Source organism: Mucilaginibacter polytrichastri (genome assembly GCF_001911425.1).
GTDB lineage: Bacteria > Bacteroidota > Bacteroidia > Sphingobacteriales > Sphingobacteriaceae > Mucilaginibacter > Mucilaginibacter polytrichastri.
In genome coordinates, this window is the sequence record NZ_MPPL01000001.1 from 2,994,365 (window position 1) to 3,009,453 (window position 15,089).

At 44.3% G+C, this 15,089-nt stretch carries 16 protein-coding genes; 11 read left to right on the forward strand and 5 right to left on the reverse strand.

The window, feature by feature from the left end; translation table 11 throughout:
* On the reverse strand, positions 1-516 hold a 516-nt coding region (locus RG47T_RS26400), incomplete at its 3' end, for an amidohydrolase family protein (RefSeq protein ID WP_216351052.1).
* Entirely contained in the window at positions 488-1,258 is a 771-nt protein-coding gene (locus RG47T_RS12725) for a class I SAM-dependent methyltransferase (protein WP_074489825.1), read from the reverse strand. The genes RG47T_RS26400 and RG47T_RS12725, both read right to left, overlap by 29 nt.
* Positions 1,259-1,381: 123 nt before the next feature.
* On the opposite strand from RG47T_RS12725, the gene RG47T_RS12730 reads away from it, so the two are divergent.
* The 4 genes from RG47T_RS12730 to RG47T_RS12745 are packed head-to-tail and all read left to right on the forward strand — an operon-like array spanning position 1,382 to position 6,225.
* On the forward strand, positions 1,382-2,881 hold the full coding sequence (locus RG47T_RS12730) for a B12-binding domain-containing radical SAM protein (protein WP_074489826.1): 1,500 nt from the start codon (positions 1,382-1,384) through the stop codon (positions 2,879-2,881).
* A gap of 12 nt (positions 2,882-2,893) precedes the next feature.
* Complete coding sequence (locus RG47T_RS12735) at positions 2,894-3,937, forward strand: radical SAM protein (protein ID WP_074489827.1); 1,044 nt, start codon at positions 2,894-2,896, stop codon at positions 3,935-3,937.
* Between the two features lie 3 nt (positions 3,938-3,940).
* Positions 3,941-5,404 (forward strand): B12-binding domain-containing radical SAM protein, encoded by a 1,464-nt coding sequence (locus tag RG47T_RS12740; RefSeq protein WP_074489828.1) that lies wholly within the window; start codon positions 3,941-3,943, stop codon positions 5,402-5,404.
* Positions 5,401-6,225, forward strand: coding sequence for a class I SAM-dependent methyltransferase (locus tag RG47T_RS12745; RefSeq protein ID WP_074489829.1), 825 nt, complete (start codon positions 5,401-5,403; stop codon positions 6,223-6,225). Before RG47T_RS12740 ends, RG47T_RS12745 begins: the two co-directional genes overlap by 4 nt.
* Before the next feature lie 4 nt (positions 6,226-6,229).
* Here RG47T_RS12745 and RG47T_RS12750 read toward each other — a convergent pair whose 3' ends face one another.
* Positions 6,230-6,793 carry a YqgE/AlgH family protein gene (locus RG47T_RS12750; protein WP_074489830.1) on the reverse strand — a complete coding sequence of 188 codons (564 nt, stop codon included), beginning with the start codon at positions 6,791-6,793 and terminating at the stop codon, positions 6,230-6,232.
* Positions 6,794-6,909: 116 nt separating this feature from the next.
* On the opposite strand from RG47T_RS12750, the gene pdxH reads away from it, so the two are divergent.
* The 5 genes from pdxH to RG47T_RS12775 all read left to right on the forward strand — a co-directional run bounded on the left by pdxH (position 6,910) and on the right by RG47T_RS12775 (position 12,594).
* Positions 6,910-7,557 carry a pyridoxamine 5'-phosphate oxidase gene (gene pdxH / locus RG47T_RS12755; RefSeq protein WP_074489831.1) on the forward strand — a complete coding sequence of 216 codons (648 nt, stop codon included), beginning with the start codon at positions 6,910-6,912 and terminating at the stop codon, positions 7,555-7,557.
* A complete protein-coding gene (locus RG47T_RS12760) occupies positions 7,554-8,051 on the forward strand; it encodes an NADH-quinone oxidoreductase subunit C (protein ID WP_074489832.1) in 498 nt (165 codons plus the stop codon). The genes pdxH and RG47T_RS12760 overlap by 4 nt, the downstream gene beginning before the upstream one ends.
* Positions 8,052-8,164: 113 nt before the next feature.
* Positions 8,165-9,349 (forward strand): NADH-quinone oxidoreductase subunit D, encoded by a 1,185-nt coding sequence (locus RG47T_RS12765; RefSeq protein ID WP_074489833.1) that lies wholly within the window; start codon positions 8,165-8,167, stop codon positions 9,347-9,349.
* Between the two features lie 282 nt (positions 9,350-9,631).
* Entirely contained in the window at positions 9,632-11,311 is a 1,680-nt protein-coding gene (locus RG47T_RS12770) for an amidohydrolase (RefSeq protein WP_245770815.1), read from the forward strand.
* Positions 11,312-11,685: 374 nt separating this feature from the next.
* Positions 11,686-12,594, forward strand: coding sequence for an IS1595 family transposase (locus RG47T_RS12775; RefSeq protein WP_171972495.1), 909 nt, complete (start codon positions 11,686-11,688; stop codon positions 12,592-12,594).
* A gap of 51 nt (positions 12,595-12,645) precedes the next feature.
* On the opposite strand, the gene RG47T_RS12780 is transcribed toward RG47T_RS12775, so the two are convergent.
* Together RG47T_RS12780 and RG47T_RS12785 are read right to left on the reverse strand one after the other, a co-directional pair.
* Positions 12,646-13,752: a S1 family peptidase gene (locus RG47T_RS12780; protein WP_074489834.1), complete on the reverse strand. Its 1,107-nt coding sequence runs from the start codon at positions 13,750-13,752 to the stop codon at positions 12,646-12,648.
* Positions 13,749-14,336 (reverse strand): RNA polymerase sigma factor, encoded by a 588-nt coding sequence (locus tag RG47T_RS12785; protein WP_074489835.1) that lies wholly within the window; start codon positions 14,334-14,336, stop codon positions 13,749-13,751. Before RG47T_RS12785 ends, RG47T_RS12780 begins: the two co-directional genes overlap by 4 nt.
* Positions 14,337-14,476: 140 nt before the next feature.
* Here RG47T_RS12785 and RG47T_RS12790 point away from each other — a divergent pair, with 140 nt between their 5' ends.
* Together RG47T_RS12790 and RG47T_RS12795 are read left to right on the forward strand one after the other, a co-directional pair.
* Positions 14,477-14,674: a hypothetical protein gene (locus RG47T_RS12790; RefSeq protein WP_074489836.1), complete on the forward strand. Its 198-nt coding sequence runs from the start codon at positions 14,477-14,479 to the stop codon at positions 14,672-14,674.
* Between the two features lie 98 nt (positions 14,675-14,772).
* Positions 14,773-15,036 (forward strand): hypothetical protein, encoded by a 264-nt coding sequence (locus RG47T_RS12795; protein ID WP_074489837.1) that lies wholly within the window; start codon positions 14,773-14,775, stop codon positions 15,034-15,036.
* The last annotated feature ends 53 nt before the right edge of the window (positions 15,037-15,089 follow it).

The following is a 15,089-nucleotide window of genomic DNA, read 5'->3' on the forward strand; positions in this document are numbered from 1 at the left end:
ATCAATACCCTCACCTGTGTGTATCACATAAGGATAATTAAACTTCATCGGGTTATTTAGCTTCCATTTCCAACGTTTCTCAAACTGCACCGAATGCAGGCAATGGTAAGCCTGTACAACATTGATCAGGTCTGTCTGATACCCCGGTCCCGGCCCATCGCTATGATCTACCACAGTGGTTACCCCTGCCAGCAAGTTTTTATAAACACCCCAGGCAGCCCTAAGCTGCTGCGGCACCTGCAAAACCTGCTTAATTTGTTCTTTATATTGCCGGTGGATTTGCGCCCCCCACTCCGTATAATTTTGATAGAACCGGTCGCCAAACTGCGGGAACAAATTAAAATCCAGATGATCGTGCGAATTGATCAGACCCGGAAAAACGATGGCGTTATCAAAATCAAGCACCAATTCATCAGTACTTGTTGCCGTTGGTGTTACCGATTTAATCAGTCTGCCTTCAACCTTAATGCTAACAGGCTCATTGCCGTTAATTAGATTTAAATTGCTGAATACCATTTTTGGTTCGGGTTAAACACATGCCATATATAATGGGGCGGCCTTTAAATTTCTCATAAACGCTCAGGGCATTTTTCTTTTCGTAATAATGCTTAACGCGTTCATCAACCAGGCGTTCTTCTAAAGCAGCAACCGTAAATCCATAAGCCGCCAACTTAGTAATCAGCATACTAACCGGGTGTACATGGTTACGGATAGATACCTTTTGGCCCTGCACGCTGAAAGTCCTTTTACCACCCATCGCCAGCGCTTCGGGATGAAAATCGGTAATAATAACTGAAGCATTGGGCTTTAAAGCTTTCGCCCAAGCCTGCAAAACGTCATCTATATTGCCAATATGTGCCACAGTCAAGGTAGATACGATTATGTCGATAGAATTTTCTTTAAGCTGAGGTACCAGATCGCCTTCCAGCTTCACCACATCGCCCTGCGGATATTTTATTTTCAACCCATCCAGCATACCGCCGGATACATCATAGCCTGTAAGTTTGGCGGGGTGCTTAGCCAACAGTTTCGGCCAGTGCCTGCCAGTGCCGCAGCCCATATCGGCCACTATTTTATTTTCAACATCAATCGTATCCAATAACACGCTAAAGACTTGCTCGTCCAGCGCCAGCATCAGGTTATCGGGCTGGTTATCGTAATCGGCAGCCCACAGGTCGTAAGCCGCCTCCGATGGTGTGTCGGGTACTTTCTTAGTAAACAAAAAGTGGTTAAGGTAACCTTTTAATTGAGCAATCATGTGGTGGGTAGCTTTATAACATTACGCCCAAAACCGCATAATGGTTGCCACATAATTTAATATACCCGCAAGGCAACCTATGCCAAACGGGCCGCGTAACCTTTATATCAGAAGCACGCTAAAATGAACAAAATACTGCTGTTTAACCCCCGTAGCGCTAACAATAAATACCGCATACCCAACTCTATCCTCAATATTGCCGCATCTGTAGAGGGCAAATACGAATGGGTAATTGTTGATGGTAACTGCGAACACGATGCCCTGAAAAAGATTACCGATTACCTCGACACGGGCGAGTTCCGTTACCTTGGCTTCACTGTAATGCCCGGCCCGCAACTGAGGCAGGCCATACCGATCTCTAAATATATTAAAGAACACTACCCCGATACCACCATGGTTTGGGGCGGGTATTTTCCGTCGATCTATGACCAGGTTTCGCTGAACTCCGGCTACGTCGATTTTATCATCAACGGCCCCGGCGACCATGCTTTTTTAAAGCTGGTTGATGCACTCGAAAACTTTCAGCCCTACGAACTGATCAAAAACCTGATCTATAAAATTGACGGCAAGATCTATAAAACTGCTAAGGCCGACCTGCTTGACCAGGACACGCTGCCGCCCCTACCCTATGATAAGCTGAATAACTTTTATCCGCTAACCAAGTTTCTGGGAAAGACCTACCTGGGCAATCATACCATGGCCTATCATTCAAGTATCGGTTGCCCTTTCACCTGCTCATTTTGCTCGGTGGTGCCTATTTATGAAGCCCGCTGGAAGGGAAAATCGGCCGCAAATATTTATAAAGACGTTAAGTATATCAAAGATAAATGGGGTGCCGATGCTATTGAATTTCATGACAATAACTTCTTTGTATCCGAAAAACGCGCGGTTGATTTTGCCAAACTGGTAATGAATGATAACATGACCTGGTGGGGCATGGCGCGCATTGATACCATGGATAAGTTTAAAGATGAATCATTAGCCATTATCCGGAAATCTGGCTGTAAGATCATCTTCTTCGGTGCCGAAAGCGGTAATGATGCTATACTGGAGCAAATGGATAAAGGCGGTACCCAAAGCGGTGCGCAGATCTTAAGCTTTGCCGAGCGATTGAAGAAGTTCGACATCATCCCCGAATATTCGTTCGTGCTTGGCACGCCTGCACCTACCCCCGAAGAGGTAATGAAGCAGATTGATTTTGATATCGATTTTATTAAGAAGGTAAAAGCCATCAACCCTAAAACCGAGATTGTGATCTATACTTATAGTCCGGTTGCCACTGAGGGCTCTGAATTGTACAAGCAGGTGGTAGAAGCCGGGTTTACCTTCCCACAGGTGTTGGAAGACTGGATAAGCCCGGCCTGGGAAAACTTCGACCTGCGTAAAAACCCGCTTACACCCTGGTTAAAACCGGAGATGATTGACAAGATCCGCAACTTCGAAACAGTGCTCAATGGCTGTTACCCTACCGTTACCGATATTAAGCTCAACGTTTTAAAACGCAAAGCAATTAAACTGTTGGCCAATTTACGATACCGTACCAGCATTTACCATTACCCATACGAGATTAAACTATTACAAAAGGTTTGGCATTACCGCCAGCCAGAAATTCAGGGATTTTAAAACTGACCCTTTATGCAAATCAAAAATCTCTACCATACCCTGCAACGCACGCGGACGCTCGAAACAGACCGGATCCACGCCCTGCCAATAGCCATACTGATGCCACACAGCGCCTGCAATTGCCGCTGCGTAATGTGTGATATTTGGAAGGATAATAAGAACCTGAAACAGCTGACCGAGGCTGATATAAGCGACCTCCTGTCGACCTTTAAAAAACTGGGCACGCAACAAGTATTGATGTCGGGTGGCGAGGCCTTGCTTAACCCCAATTTCTTTAAGCTGTGCGAATTGCTTAAGCCCCACAACATCAGCATTGTACTGCTTACCACCGGCCTTTCGGTACGTAAGCATGCTTATGATATTATTAAATATGTAGATGAACTGATCGTATCTCTGGACGGCGATGAGCAACTGCACGACCAGATTCGCAACATCCCCAATGCCTTCCGTAAAATGAAGGAAGGGCTGGCTTTTATCAAGTTCCTGAAACCCGATTTTAAGATCACGGCCCGTACAGTGATCCACCGGATGAACTACCAAAAATGGCCCGATATTGTACAAACGGCCCGCAGCCTGGGTATCCAGCAGATCAGCTTTTTGCCTGCCGATGTAAGCAGCCATGCTTTTAACCGCCAGATGGCCTGGGAAACACCGCGACAAAATGAGCTATTAATCCAAGAGAACGAATTGCAGGAACTGATTAAAATGGTGAATAAGGTGGTGATCATTAGTCGCCGCCACCCGGGCTTGGTAGCCGAATCTGACGAGAAGCTGTACAACATTTACCGTTACTATGCCGCCTTTTATGGCCTTAACCCCTTCCCTTTTAAAAAGTGTAATGCGCCCTGGGTATCTACGGTTATCGAGGCCGATGGCAGCGTAAAACCCTGCTTCTTTCATGAATCGATGGGCAATATCAGGGATAAAAGCCTGAATGAGATTTTAAATACCCCGGAAGCTATTGCCTTCCGCAAACTATTAAAAACCGGGCAAAATGATACCTGCGCACGCTGCGTGTGTTCATTGAATTTGCCGCCTAGTACCCGTTTAAATTAAGTTATGGCAGTCAGCGTATTATTAACCCATTCCTATTTTCTGCGGTTTGATAAAAAACAATGGCAGATTAGCCAGCCTTATGCACCGCTGGCTACGTTATATGCGGCCGCCATTTTGCGCAACCAAGCCTACGAGGTAACGTTTTTCGACACCATGTTTGCGCATGGCCCGATGGATATTGAAAGCCAGCTACAAACGAAACCCAACTTTTTTGTGATCTATGATGATGGCTTTAACTACCTCACTAAAATGTGCCTTACCAATATGCGTGAGGCCGCATTTGAAATGTGTAAAATGGCCAAAGCGCAGGGCTGCACCGTAATTGTATCCAGCTCTGATGCTACAGATCGTTATAAAGAATACCTGAACGAGGGCGCAGATTATGTACTCATTGGCGAAGCCGATGATACCCTGCCCGAGCTGATCGGCACATTAACATCAGGCGATACTTTCGAAGCCGGCGAAATACCCGGCATTAGTTACCTTAAAAACGGCACAGCCATTAAAACAGTTCCCCGCAGGGTTATTAAAGATTTAGACCGCCTGCCTTTTGCCGCCTGGGATTTGATTGATATTGCACCCTACCGCAATGCATGGCTCAAGAGCAAAGGCTATTTCTCTATGAATATGAGCACCACCCGGGGTTGCCCCTTTAAGTGTAACTGGTGTGCCAAGCCTATTTACGGCAACCGCTATAATTCCCGCTCGCCGGAGCATGTGATGGAGGAGCTCAAACAGATGCACCAGCTATTCCGGTTCGATCATATTTGGTTTTGTGACGATATTTTTGGGTTAAAACCCGGCTGGGTACAGGCATTTGCCGGGCTGGTTCAGCAAAGCGGACTTGATTTTAAATTTAAAATCCAATCCCGTGCCGACTTATTGCTAGACGATGCCGAGGTGGAGGCCCTTGCCCTGGCCGGTTGCGAAAATGCCTGGATAGGCGCCGAAAGCGGGTCGCAACGCATACTGGATGCAATGGATAAAGGCACAACCATAGCACAGATCCATACAGCTACTGCTCTATTGAAGAAGCATGGTATCCATCCATCCTTCTTTATCCAGTTTGGTTATCCGTCAGAAACTAAAGAAGATATTGCCCAAACGGTACAGATGATTAATAACCTGCTGCCTTATGAAATAGGGATCTCGGTATCCTATCCCCTGCCGGGAACGGTATTTTTTAACCGGGTTAAAGAAGAACTAAAAGATAAAACCAACTGGACCGACTCGAACGAAATGGCGCTGATGTTTCAAAACACTTATCCGCCGGTATTTTACAAGCAGCTGCACAAATATGTACACCAAAACTATCACCGCCATTTAGCCCGTGCTGGGCTATTGCAATTGCTTAAAGCACCTTTACAGGCAAATATTAATACAGTTAAGAAAGCTTTATCTATCATTTATTATACCCCTGCCACCTGGGTACAACAGGCTAAACTAAACCGGGCAGAAACCGCATGAGCAGCATAACCACCATACCGCACGAACAGCAGGCCGGATCTGCATTCTCTAAGCAGGCAGCCATTTTTGATAAAATTTATGCTGATAACACCATTGTGCATTATAAGCGTAAGCGGGTTCGGGAGCATTTTATAAGTCTGCTTAAACCCGGTAGTAAAATCCTGGAACTAAATAGCGGTACAGGCGAAGATGCCATTTATTTTGCCCAACAAGGTCACCGGGTACATGCTACAGATATAGCCGAAGGTATGCAGCAAAAGTTGCGGCAAAAAGCTGATACGTTTATTGATCAGAGGAAGATTAGTACCGAACTCTGCTCATTTACTCAGTTAGATAATCTGAAACAACGCGGCCCTTATGATGCTATCTTCTCCAATTTTGGAGGGCTAAATTGTACCGATCAGTTAGGCGTTGTATTGGCTTCATTCGATAGGTTGCTAAAACCCGGCGGCGTAGTAACCATGGTTATTATCCCCAAATTTTGTTTATGGGAATCATTATTGATATTTAAAGGGAAGTTTAAAACGGCTACCCGCAGGTGGTTTGCCGGCAAAGGCCGCACTGCGCACATCGATGGCAAATACTTTACCTGCTGGTATTATAACCCGTCGTACCTCACTAAGCGTTTAAAAAACAATTACGAATTGGTAGGGCTAGAAGGGCTGTGCACATTTGTTCCGCCGTCCTATATAGAAGGTTTTGCAGAAAAGTACCCGGCAAGTTTCCGCATGCTTCAATCCTTAGAAAACCGTTTTAAAAGCAGTTTCCCATTTAAATACTGGGGCGATTACTTTATTATTTCTTTCCGCAAAAACGCGTAATCAACTAATTCAGTGCCGGGTTTTCGGGGAAGTTGGCAATATGAGCATATCGCTGGCCTAAACCAATTACAACTTCTTTCCAAAGGTTTTGCTCATCGTGGGTAAAAACCAGGTCGGAGCTAAATTTGTTGGCAACTATCCAGGTATCTTCTGCTAGTTCGTCATCAAGCTGGCCGGGCGTCCAGCCAGAGTATCCGGCAAAAAATTTAATCTCGTCATCCTTTAGCTGGTAGGTATTAATTAAATCCTTTACCTGCTCAAAATCGCCGCTCCAGTATATGCCATCCCCTATTTCGGTGCCACCGGTTATCTTCTCGGGGCAGCGATGTATAAAATGCAGTGTATTGTTGCCAACCGGCCCGCCCACATAAACAGGCAGTTCGGAGTACGAAATATCGGGTAGCAGATCGCCTATCATATATTCACTCTGATGGTTGAGCACAAAGCCCATAGCACCCAGGTCTGAGTATTCGGTCAATAATATCACCGATCGTTTAAAGTTCGGGTCCATCATAAAAGGCTCCGAAATAAGCAAGCGGCCGGCAGCGGCAGAAATGGTGCTAAGCATACAGTTTAATTTAAATTATAACACAAACGTTAAATTAATGTTCTTTTTTAATAACGTTGTATACAACACAACGGATTTATAAAATATTACTAAAGCGTATTTGTAGATTTGCAACAATGAGCCAAAAAGACATACAAGATCTTAGACAAGATTACCGCGCGGCATCTCTGTCAGAAAAAGATATTAAACAAGATCCCTTTACCCAGTTTGATAGCTGGTTTAACCAGGCACGCGCAGCAGAAATGCACGAGCCCAACGCCATGAACCTTGCTACGGCAACTACTGACGGCAGGCCATCGTCGCGCATTGTACTGCTTAAAGGCTACAACGCCGAAGGCTTTATATTTTATACCAACTACCTGAGCCGTAAAGGTAAAGAAATTGCGAAAAACCCGCTGGGTGCCATCACTTTTTGGTGGGGGCCGCTGGAGCGCCAGATCCGTATTGAGGGTACCATTGAAAAAATAAGCAAATATGATTCTGAAGCTTATTTTATTTCGCGCCCCAAAGGCAGCCAGATTGGTGCTGTGGTTTCGCCGCAAAGCCAGGAAATTGACGGCCGCGAAGGGCTGGAAGAAAGATGGAAACAGGTTGAAAAAGAGTACGAAGATAAAGACATTGCTAAACCGGCACATTGGGGTGGCTATATTTTAAAACCACGCCTGTTTGAATTTTGGCAAGGCCGTACCAGCCGTTTGCACGACCGGATTATATTTAAAAAAGCCGATAAAAGTAACTGGAAAATTGTTCGCCTTGCGCCATGATCCTTTTGGAGATTAAAGATCTGCTTATTGCCAAGTTTGGCAGCGATGTTATTGCGGGTGAAGAGGCAGGCATTTTACAGCCTGCCCTGCTTATTGCCCCCAACCGCATTGTTGAGGTTTGCCACGAGTTGAGAGACAACGAGGCTACCTATTTCGATTACCTATCGTGCCTTACCGGTGTTGATTACGGTGTTGAAGCGGGTAGATTTGGCGTGGTTTATAACCTGGCATCCATCCCCTACCAAACACAGTTGACTTTAAAGATTAGCCTGGAGCATGGCCGGAGTCTGGAAAATCTACCCACGTTCCCCAGCCTGGTTGATGTTTATAAGACGGCCGACTGGCATGAGCGTGAAGCATACGACCTGCTAGGGATTTTTTTTGAAGGTCACACTGATTTACGACGAATTTTACTGCCCGATGATTGGGAAGGTTTCCCCATGAGGAGAGATTACCAGGCTGCCGAGTATTATAAAGGGATTAAGATCGATTGATTCTCCATTTTGTCATTGCGAGGTACGAAGCAATCTCGTAGCTATGCAGATCGAATAACATGCGACGAGATTGCCACGCTATCGCTCGCAATGACAACCAATATAAATCAGAAATGACTAATAAAGCATTTGATCTATATCAACAAAAAATAGCCACTGCTGCCACCGAAGACATGGTGCTTAACATGGGGCCGCAGCACCCGTCTACGCATGGGGTTTTGCGGCTGGAGTTAATTACCGATGGCGAGATTGTGAAGGAAGCCATCCCGCATGTAGGTTACCTGCACCGCTGTTTCGAGAAACATGCCGAAGCACTTACCTATCAGCAAACTATTCCGTTTACAGACAGGATGGATTACCTGGCCTCCATGAATAACAGCCACGCCTGGGTAATGGGTGTTGAGCGCATGCTGGGCATCGATCAGGATATCCCTAAACGGGTTGAATATATTCGTGTGCTGGTTTGCGAATTAAATCGCATCGGATCGCACTTAATTGCCTTGGGTACTTATGGTATCGATATTGGTGCCTTTACCCCTTTTTTATGGTGTTTCCGCGATCGCGAACATATTATGGGTATGCTGGAGTGGGCTTCGGGTTCACGCCTGCTCTATAACTACATCTGGATAGGAGGCTTGTTCTATGATCTTCCGGTTGGGTTCGAAGAGCGCTGCGCAGAGTTTGTAACCTACTTTAAACCCAAACTAAAAGAACTGAACGAACTGCTTACTGATAACCAGATCTTTATCAAGCGTACCGCAAATGTGGGTGTATTACCGCTTAACGTGGCTATTAACTATGGCTGCTCTGGCCCGGTATTACGAGGTTCGGGCGTAAAGTGGGATCTTCGCCGTATTGATAATTATTCTGCCTACCCCGAACTGGATTTTGAAATCCCGGTTGGTAAAGGCGAAATGGGTACAGTGGGCGACTGCTGGGACCGCTATAAAGTACGTGTTGACGAAATTTCCGAATCGTTAAAAATAATTGAGCAGTGTGTAGAACGCTTGCAAAAAGATTTAAAACGCAGCCCTGATTTTGACCCAAGAGCTAACATGCCCCGCAAGATTATCCCTAAAGCGCAAGACTATTACATGCGTGCCGAGGGTGCCCGTGGCGAGGTTGGTTTCTATTTTATGGCTGATGGCAAAACCGAGATCCCTTTCCGCGTTAAAGCCCGTGGGCCAAGTTTTAATAACCTATCCGTGATCTCCGAACTCTCCAAAGGCGTTATGATTGCCGATCTGATTGCTATTTTGGGTTCAATTGATATTGTACTGGGTGAAGTAGACAGGTAAGAGAGAGGCAAGAAACGAGAGACAAGATAAAAACATCCTTCCTTTTGTTGTTCAGAACGCAGTGTAAAACTGACCAGAGGGTGATCATTAATACCGATAAAAACAACACCTTATTAATAATCTTCTTCGATACACTTAGCCCATGCAAGGCGAAGAAGATATTTCGCTTCCGCTCAATATGACAAATTAAAAAAGTCATAACCATTTTGATACAATACATTGATTTTCAATAGAAAATACTATTTTGTATCAACTTTAATTCTGACCTTCTTAATTAATCAAATGGAAAAAAACTTTACTTTAAAAAGGTATGGTTGCGTGGTTGCGTCTGTGGCTATGCTCGCTATCGGCACCGTACTCCCCTCCCGCACATTGGCGCAAACTGCCACCCCAACTATTTCGCAAGCAAAAATCGATGCCCTTAAAAAAGAGCTGATCACCGAAATCGGCAACCAGCAAAAATCTGCCCAGCAAATGGTAGATATGGTTTTCAGCTTTGGCGAACTCGGCTTTCAGGAGTATGAAACCTCCAAATATTTAACAGACATTTTAAAAAAGAACGGCTTTATGGTAGAACAGGGTGTTGCCGGTATCCCAACCGCATGGGTTGCAAAATGGGGATCGGGCAAACCGCTTATTGCCATTGGCAGCGATATTGACTGTATCCCCAAAGCATCGCAAAAACCGGGCGTAGCCTATCATGACCCCATTATTGAGGGTGCACCCGGCCATGGCGAAGGCCATAATTCGGGCGAACCTTTAAATATACTGGCCGTTTTGGCACTTAAAAAAATTATGGAGCGCGAGCATATCCAGGGCACTTTAATGCTTTGGCCCGGTGTTGCAGAAGAACTGGTAGGCACCAAGGCTTACTACATTCGCGATGGTTATTTTAAAGATGTAGATGCCTGTATATTTACCCACGTTGCCAATAATTTATCAGTTGGCTATGGCGATAACGGTAACAACGGATTGGTATCTATTAAATACAGTTTCAGTGGGCAGGCGGCACACTCTGCAGGTGCGCCATGGCGTGGCCGTAGTGCCCTCGATGCTGTGGAACTGATGGATGTTGGCTGGAACTTCCATCGCGAGCATATGGAGCCTACCCAGCGATCCCACTATGTAATTGTAGATGGCGGCGACCAACCCAATGTAGTGCCTTCAAAGGCCTCGGTATGGTATTATTTCAGAGACCGCACTTATCAAAAAATTAAAGACATGTGGGATTTTGGCAACAACATAGCCAAAGGCGCCACCCTCATGACTAATACCACCGTTACCTGGGAACTGCTAGGTACTGCATGGCCGGGCCATTTCAATAAACCTATTGCCGAAGACATGTACGATAATATTAAAATGGTAGGCCTGCCCCAATGGAGCGAAGCCGACCAGGCCCTGGCACGTGCTGCGCAAAAAGAAATGAAAGCGCCGCCTACAGATAACACAGGCAATAAAATTGATGGCTTGGCCACCAAGCTGGATAGCCTGAAAGGCCCTGTTAAATTTTCGATAGGTGGTGGTAGCGATGATATTGCTGATATATCATGGAACGTGCCAACCATTGTACTGGGTTACCCTTCTAATATCCCGGGTTTGCCGGGCCACCATTGGTCAAACGCTATATCTATGGCTACGCCTATTGCCCATAAGGGTGTAGTGGCCGGTGCAAAAGCCGAAGCCCTTACCCTATTAGATATGCTGGTTAAGCCCGAAATAATTGCCAACGCCTGGAAGTATTTTAACGAGGTACAAACCAAAGAGACCAAGTATATCCCGTTTGTATCTAAAACAGATAAACCGGCCATCTCACTCAACAAATCTATTATGGCCGAGTATCGCCCCGAAATGAAGAAATACTATTACAACCCGGCCAAGTATGGTTCGTATTTGGAGCAGTTAGGCATCACTTATCCAACCGTACGTACTGCTGCTACGAAGACGGTTGATGATGTGAATTAGTCTATTTGGGACACAAAGGGAGACACAAAGTATTGTGTATCTACTCCGCCCGTCGTGCTGAACTTGTTTCAGCATCCCACTTGCTAAGTATATAACATATTATGTTTGCGACCTGTCCTGTGGGATGCTGAAACAAGTTCAGCATGACGGGCGCGGAATAAAATAAACATTACAAAGTCTGCGACCTGTCCTATGAGATGCTGAAACAAGTTCAGCATGACGGGCGCGGAATAAAATAAACATTACAAAGTCTGCGACCTGTCCTATGAGATGCTGAAACAAGTTCAGCATGACGGGCGGTGATATAAAACAAAAAGCCCCTTCACAGAGTAATAGCCTATGAAAAGACAGGATAAAAAGTTATCTTTATGATAATGAATATAATAGAAGTGCTTGCAAGGTATTTTGAACAGGACACCTGCATTGAACATTTGGAAAGCATTAGATGGCAAGGGGCGCCGCAATGCCCTTATTGTAAGAGCAAACAAAGTACAAAACGAAAAGAAACATCGCGTTATCAGTGTAATGGCTGTAATAAGAGCTATAGCGTTTTGGTTGGGACTATTTTTGAAGCCACTAAATTGCCCCTGCCCAAATGGTTCCTGGCAATAACGCTTATTCTGAATGCAAAGAAGGGATTATCTTCTTTGCAATTAGGGCGTGATATAGATGTTAACCGTAACACCGCATGGTATTTGCAAATGCGCATCCGCAAGGCGATGCAGGAGGGCGAAGATCAGGATCTGTTTACTGGCATCGTGGAGATAGATGAGACGTATATCGGTGGTAAGAAAGCAAACCATTCAAAAAAAAAGCGTCAGGAAAGACGCGATAATGGATTGCAGATCACAGGAATGCAGGATAAACAAGCTGTTCTCGGTATGCTGGAGCGTTCGGGTCGGATAAAACTCCAGGTACTTGACAAGGCGCAAGGAAAAACGATCAAGCCTGTTATTGAGCAAACAGTAAGCAAGGATGCAAGTCTGGTCACTGACGGCTTTGGCGGCTACGCGGGCTTAGGTAAACAATACAAAGAACACCAGATACTTAATAAGGAGAAGGAGGAATATACAAGAGGTAAGTACCATACTAATACGATAGAAGGCTTTTGGACGCTACTCAAACGAGGCGTTTATGGACAATACCACAAAGTATCTGTAAAGCACCTCCAAGCCTATCTAAATGAGTTCACCTTTAAATATAATCATAGGGATAACAAATCAATATTTGATACACTAATTAACAAATGCGCCTTACAAAACAATACTCCTGTCTTTTCATAGGCTATTACTCTTCACAGGGGCTTTCGTTTTATAATATATATAGTGGGTTGCTTAGTGGCTGTATACCTTAATCTGGTATACATAGTTTTGTACTTTTTTAATCTGCTGGGCACGGGTTAGGCTGGCCAGTGTATTTTTACTATTAAGCACAATCTTTTTATTAGCCGAATCTACAGGCATATTTTTGATGGCCTTTAACAGGTATTCAGATTTTACGGCGAAGGCTGCACCTTCCATCAGTGATTGTTTACCGCTGATGATGCCGATGATATTACCTTTATTATCCAGCAACGGTGCGCCGCTGTTACCCGGGTTTACCGGTATAGAAACTTGGTAAGCTGTAGTATCATCATGGAAACCGGTAGAAGATGACAGGTAACCTTTACCATAAACAACATCGTTGCGCGGGTAACCAATGGTATAAACATCTTCGCCCAAATCGCTTTGTGTGCGTTTAAGCGTGTAAGGGAGCGCACTTTGGCTTTTAAAGGTCGAGTCGTCTATCCTTAATAAGGCAACATCATATTGCGGCTCTGTGTATACTACACGTGCATGAAAAGATTCGCCGGCGGCATCCTGTACGTATACAGAATCGGCACCGTTTACCACGTGGTAGTTGGTTACCACATAGCCGTTTGCTGACACGGCAAAACCGGTACCGCCAAACTTGGCCGGTTCAATTACTCGTTTGCCTGCTTTAATATCGTGCAGTAAAGCGTTGGTAGAACGGTTTAATTTATCAGTGCTACGTTTGTAGTTTTCCAGCTGCATACGTAACTGGGTATAGTTAGAATCGTGCCCGGCAAAGTAGCCTGTGAAAAACAAGGTACCCAACATGGCAAATATCGCTATAGATGCAGCTACAGATATTTTTGAATGATGGTTACGCCACAACTGCACCACCCACGACGGGCGATCTGTCAGCTCTTCCTTCAGCGCGTGTACATCTATTTCCTGGTGTATGGCGTTTAGTCGCTGTTCCAGTTCGCGGCGCTCGTTGTATTGTTTTAGTAAGCCAACAAACTGGCGGTGCTCGTTAACCTGGCGGCCAACTTCTGCATTGTCTTTACGAAGTACGTCAAACGCCAATCGTTCTTCGCGGCTCATTTCGCCGTTCAGATAACGTTCAATCTCGTCGTGTAACTGCCTGTCGTTCATATTTTCCTCTCCTCCTGATTATGCTGAAAAAATAACTTCTTCAGCCTTTGCAAACATTTATATTTCTGCGTTTTGGCATTGTCTGCATTGGTATACCCAAAACGCTCACAGATTTCCTGCATGGATCTGTCGTGCATGTAAAAATCTTCTATTATGGTTTTGCAGGGTTCACCTAATAAAGCCAGTGCACCTTCCATTTTGGTGAACTGCAAATCGCGGTCGGTTTGTTTTTCTACCTCATCCTCTACAGGTAAATGATCCTGAAAGTCTTTAATATCGCCATCAAACCGGCTCATCTGGTTTAGCCTTTTTAACCAAAGCCGCCTGCATACCGAGTAGATAAATGTTTTAAGCTTGCTGCTTAATTCAAAATCGCCACTCTTAATTTTATTGTAAAGAACAATGATAGCTTCCTGGTAAATGTCCTTAGCATCATCTGTAGAGCCGTTATTGTTAATTATAAGCTGCAATACCATCGGGAAGTACGCAACATATAACCGCTCTAAAACGACTTCCGAATTATTAAGGATGCCGAGTATTACCTCACTATCTGTTGGTGCTGAACCTTTTAACACTTTACTCACTATTAATACCTTTTATTAGGAATGGTAACCCATAAATGCCAAAAATAATTAATTAAAAATAATTTGCCATGCCGGGGTTACCTTTTCAAGTTTACGGTATTAACAGATGGTAACTTTAAAAACTTTTAAATAAAATTATTATGAAAAACATCGTAAAATTAGCTTTCGCAGCAGTTGTAGCTTTATCATTCGCAGCTTGTTCAGGTAGCAAAACTACTTCAACTACAGATTCAACTAAAGTTGATTCTACTGCTACTGTTACTACTGTTGATTCAACTGCTAAAGTTGATTCGGCTAAAGCTGATACTACTGCAAAGGATACTACTAAAAAAATGTAATTCCTTACAGATCATAAGATCTTTGAAAAAGGTAACCTCACAAGGGTTACCTTTTTCATTTTACAGTATTAACAGTAAATTATATAAATAAATACCCCATGAAAAGCTTATTTAAAAATGCGCTTGTAGTTTTAGCAGTATCTGCTTCACTTGTTGCTTGCAAAGGCAAAGGATCTGCTAATGGCAGCGACACTGCTAAGGCAGATTCATCAGTTTCTACTGTTGCAGATACTACTGTAAAGGTTGATTCTTTAAAGAAAGATTCTACTACAGCAGACACAACCAAGAAAACTGTTGATACCGTTAGCAAAAAAGTTACGGTTAAAACCACTGAGAAAAAAGAAGTTACCAAGAAGCAGTAATTGCTTTTTATAATAAAAAGGGCTAATTGTTAAAAATTTTAAATTTGTACGGT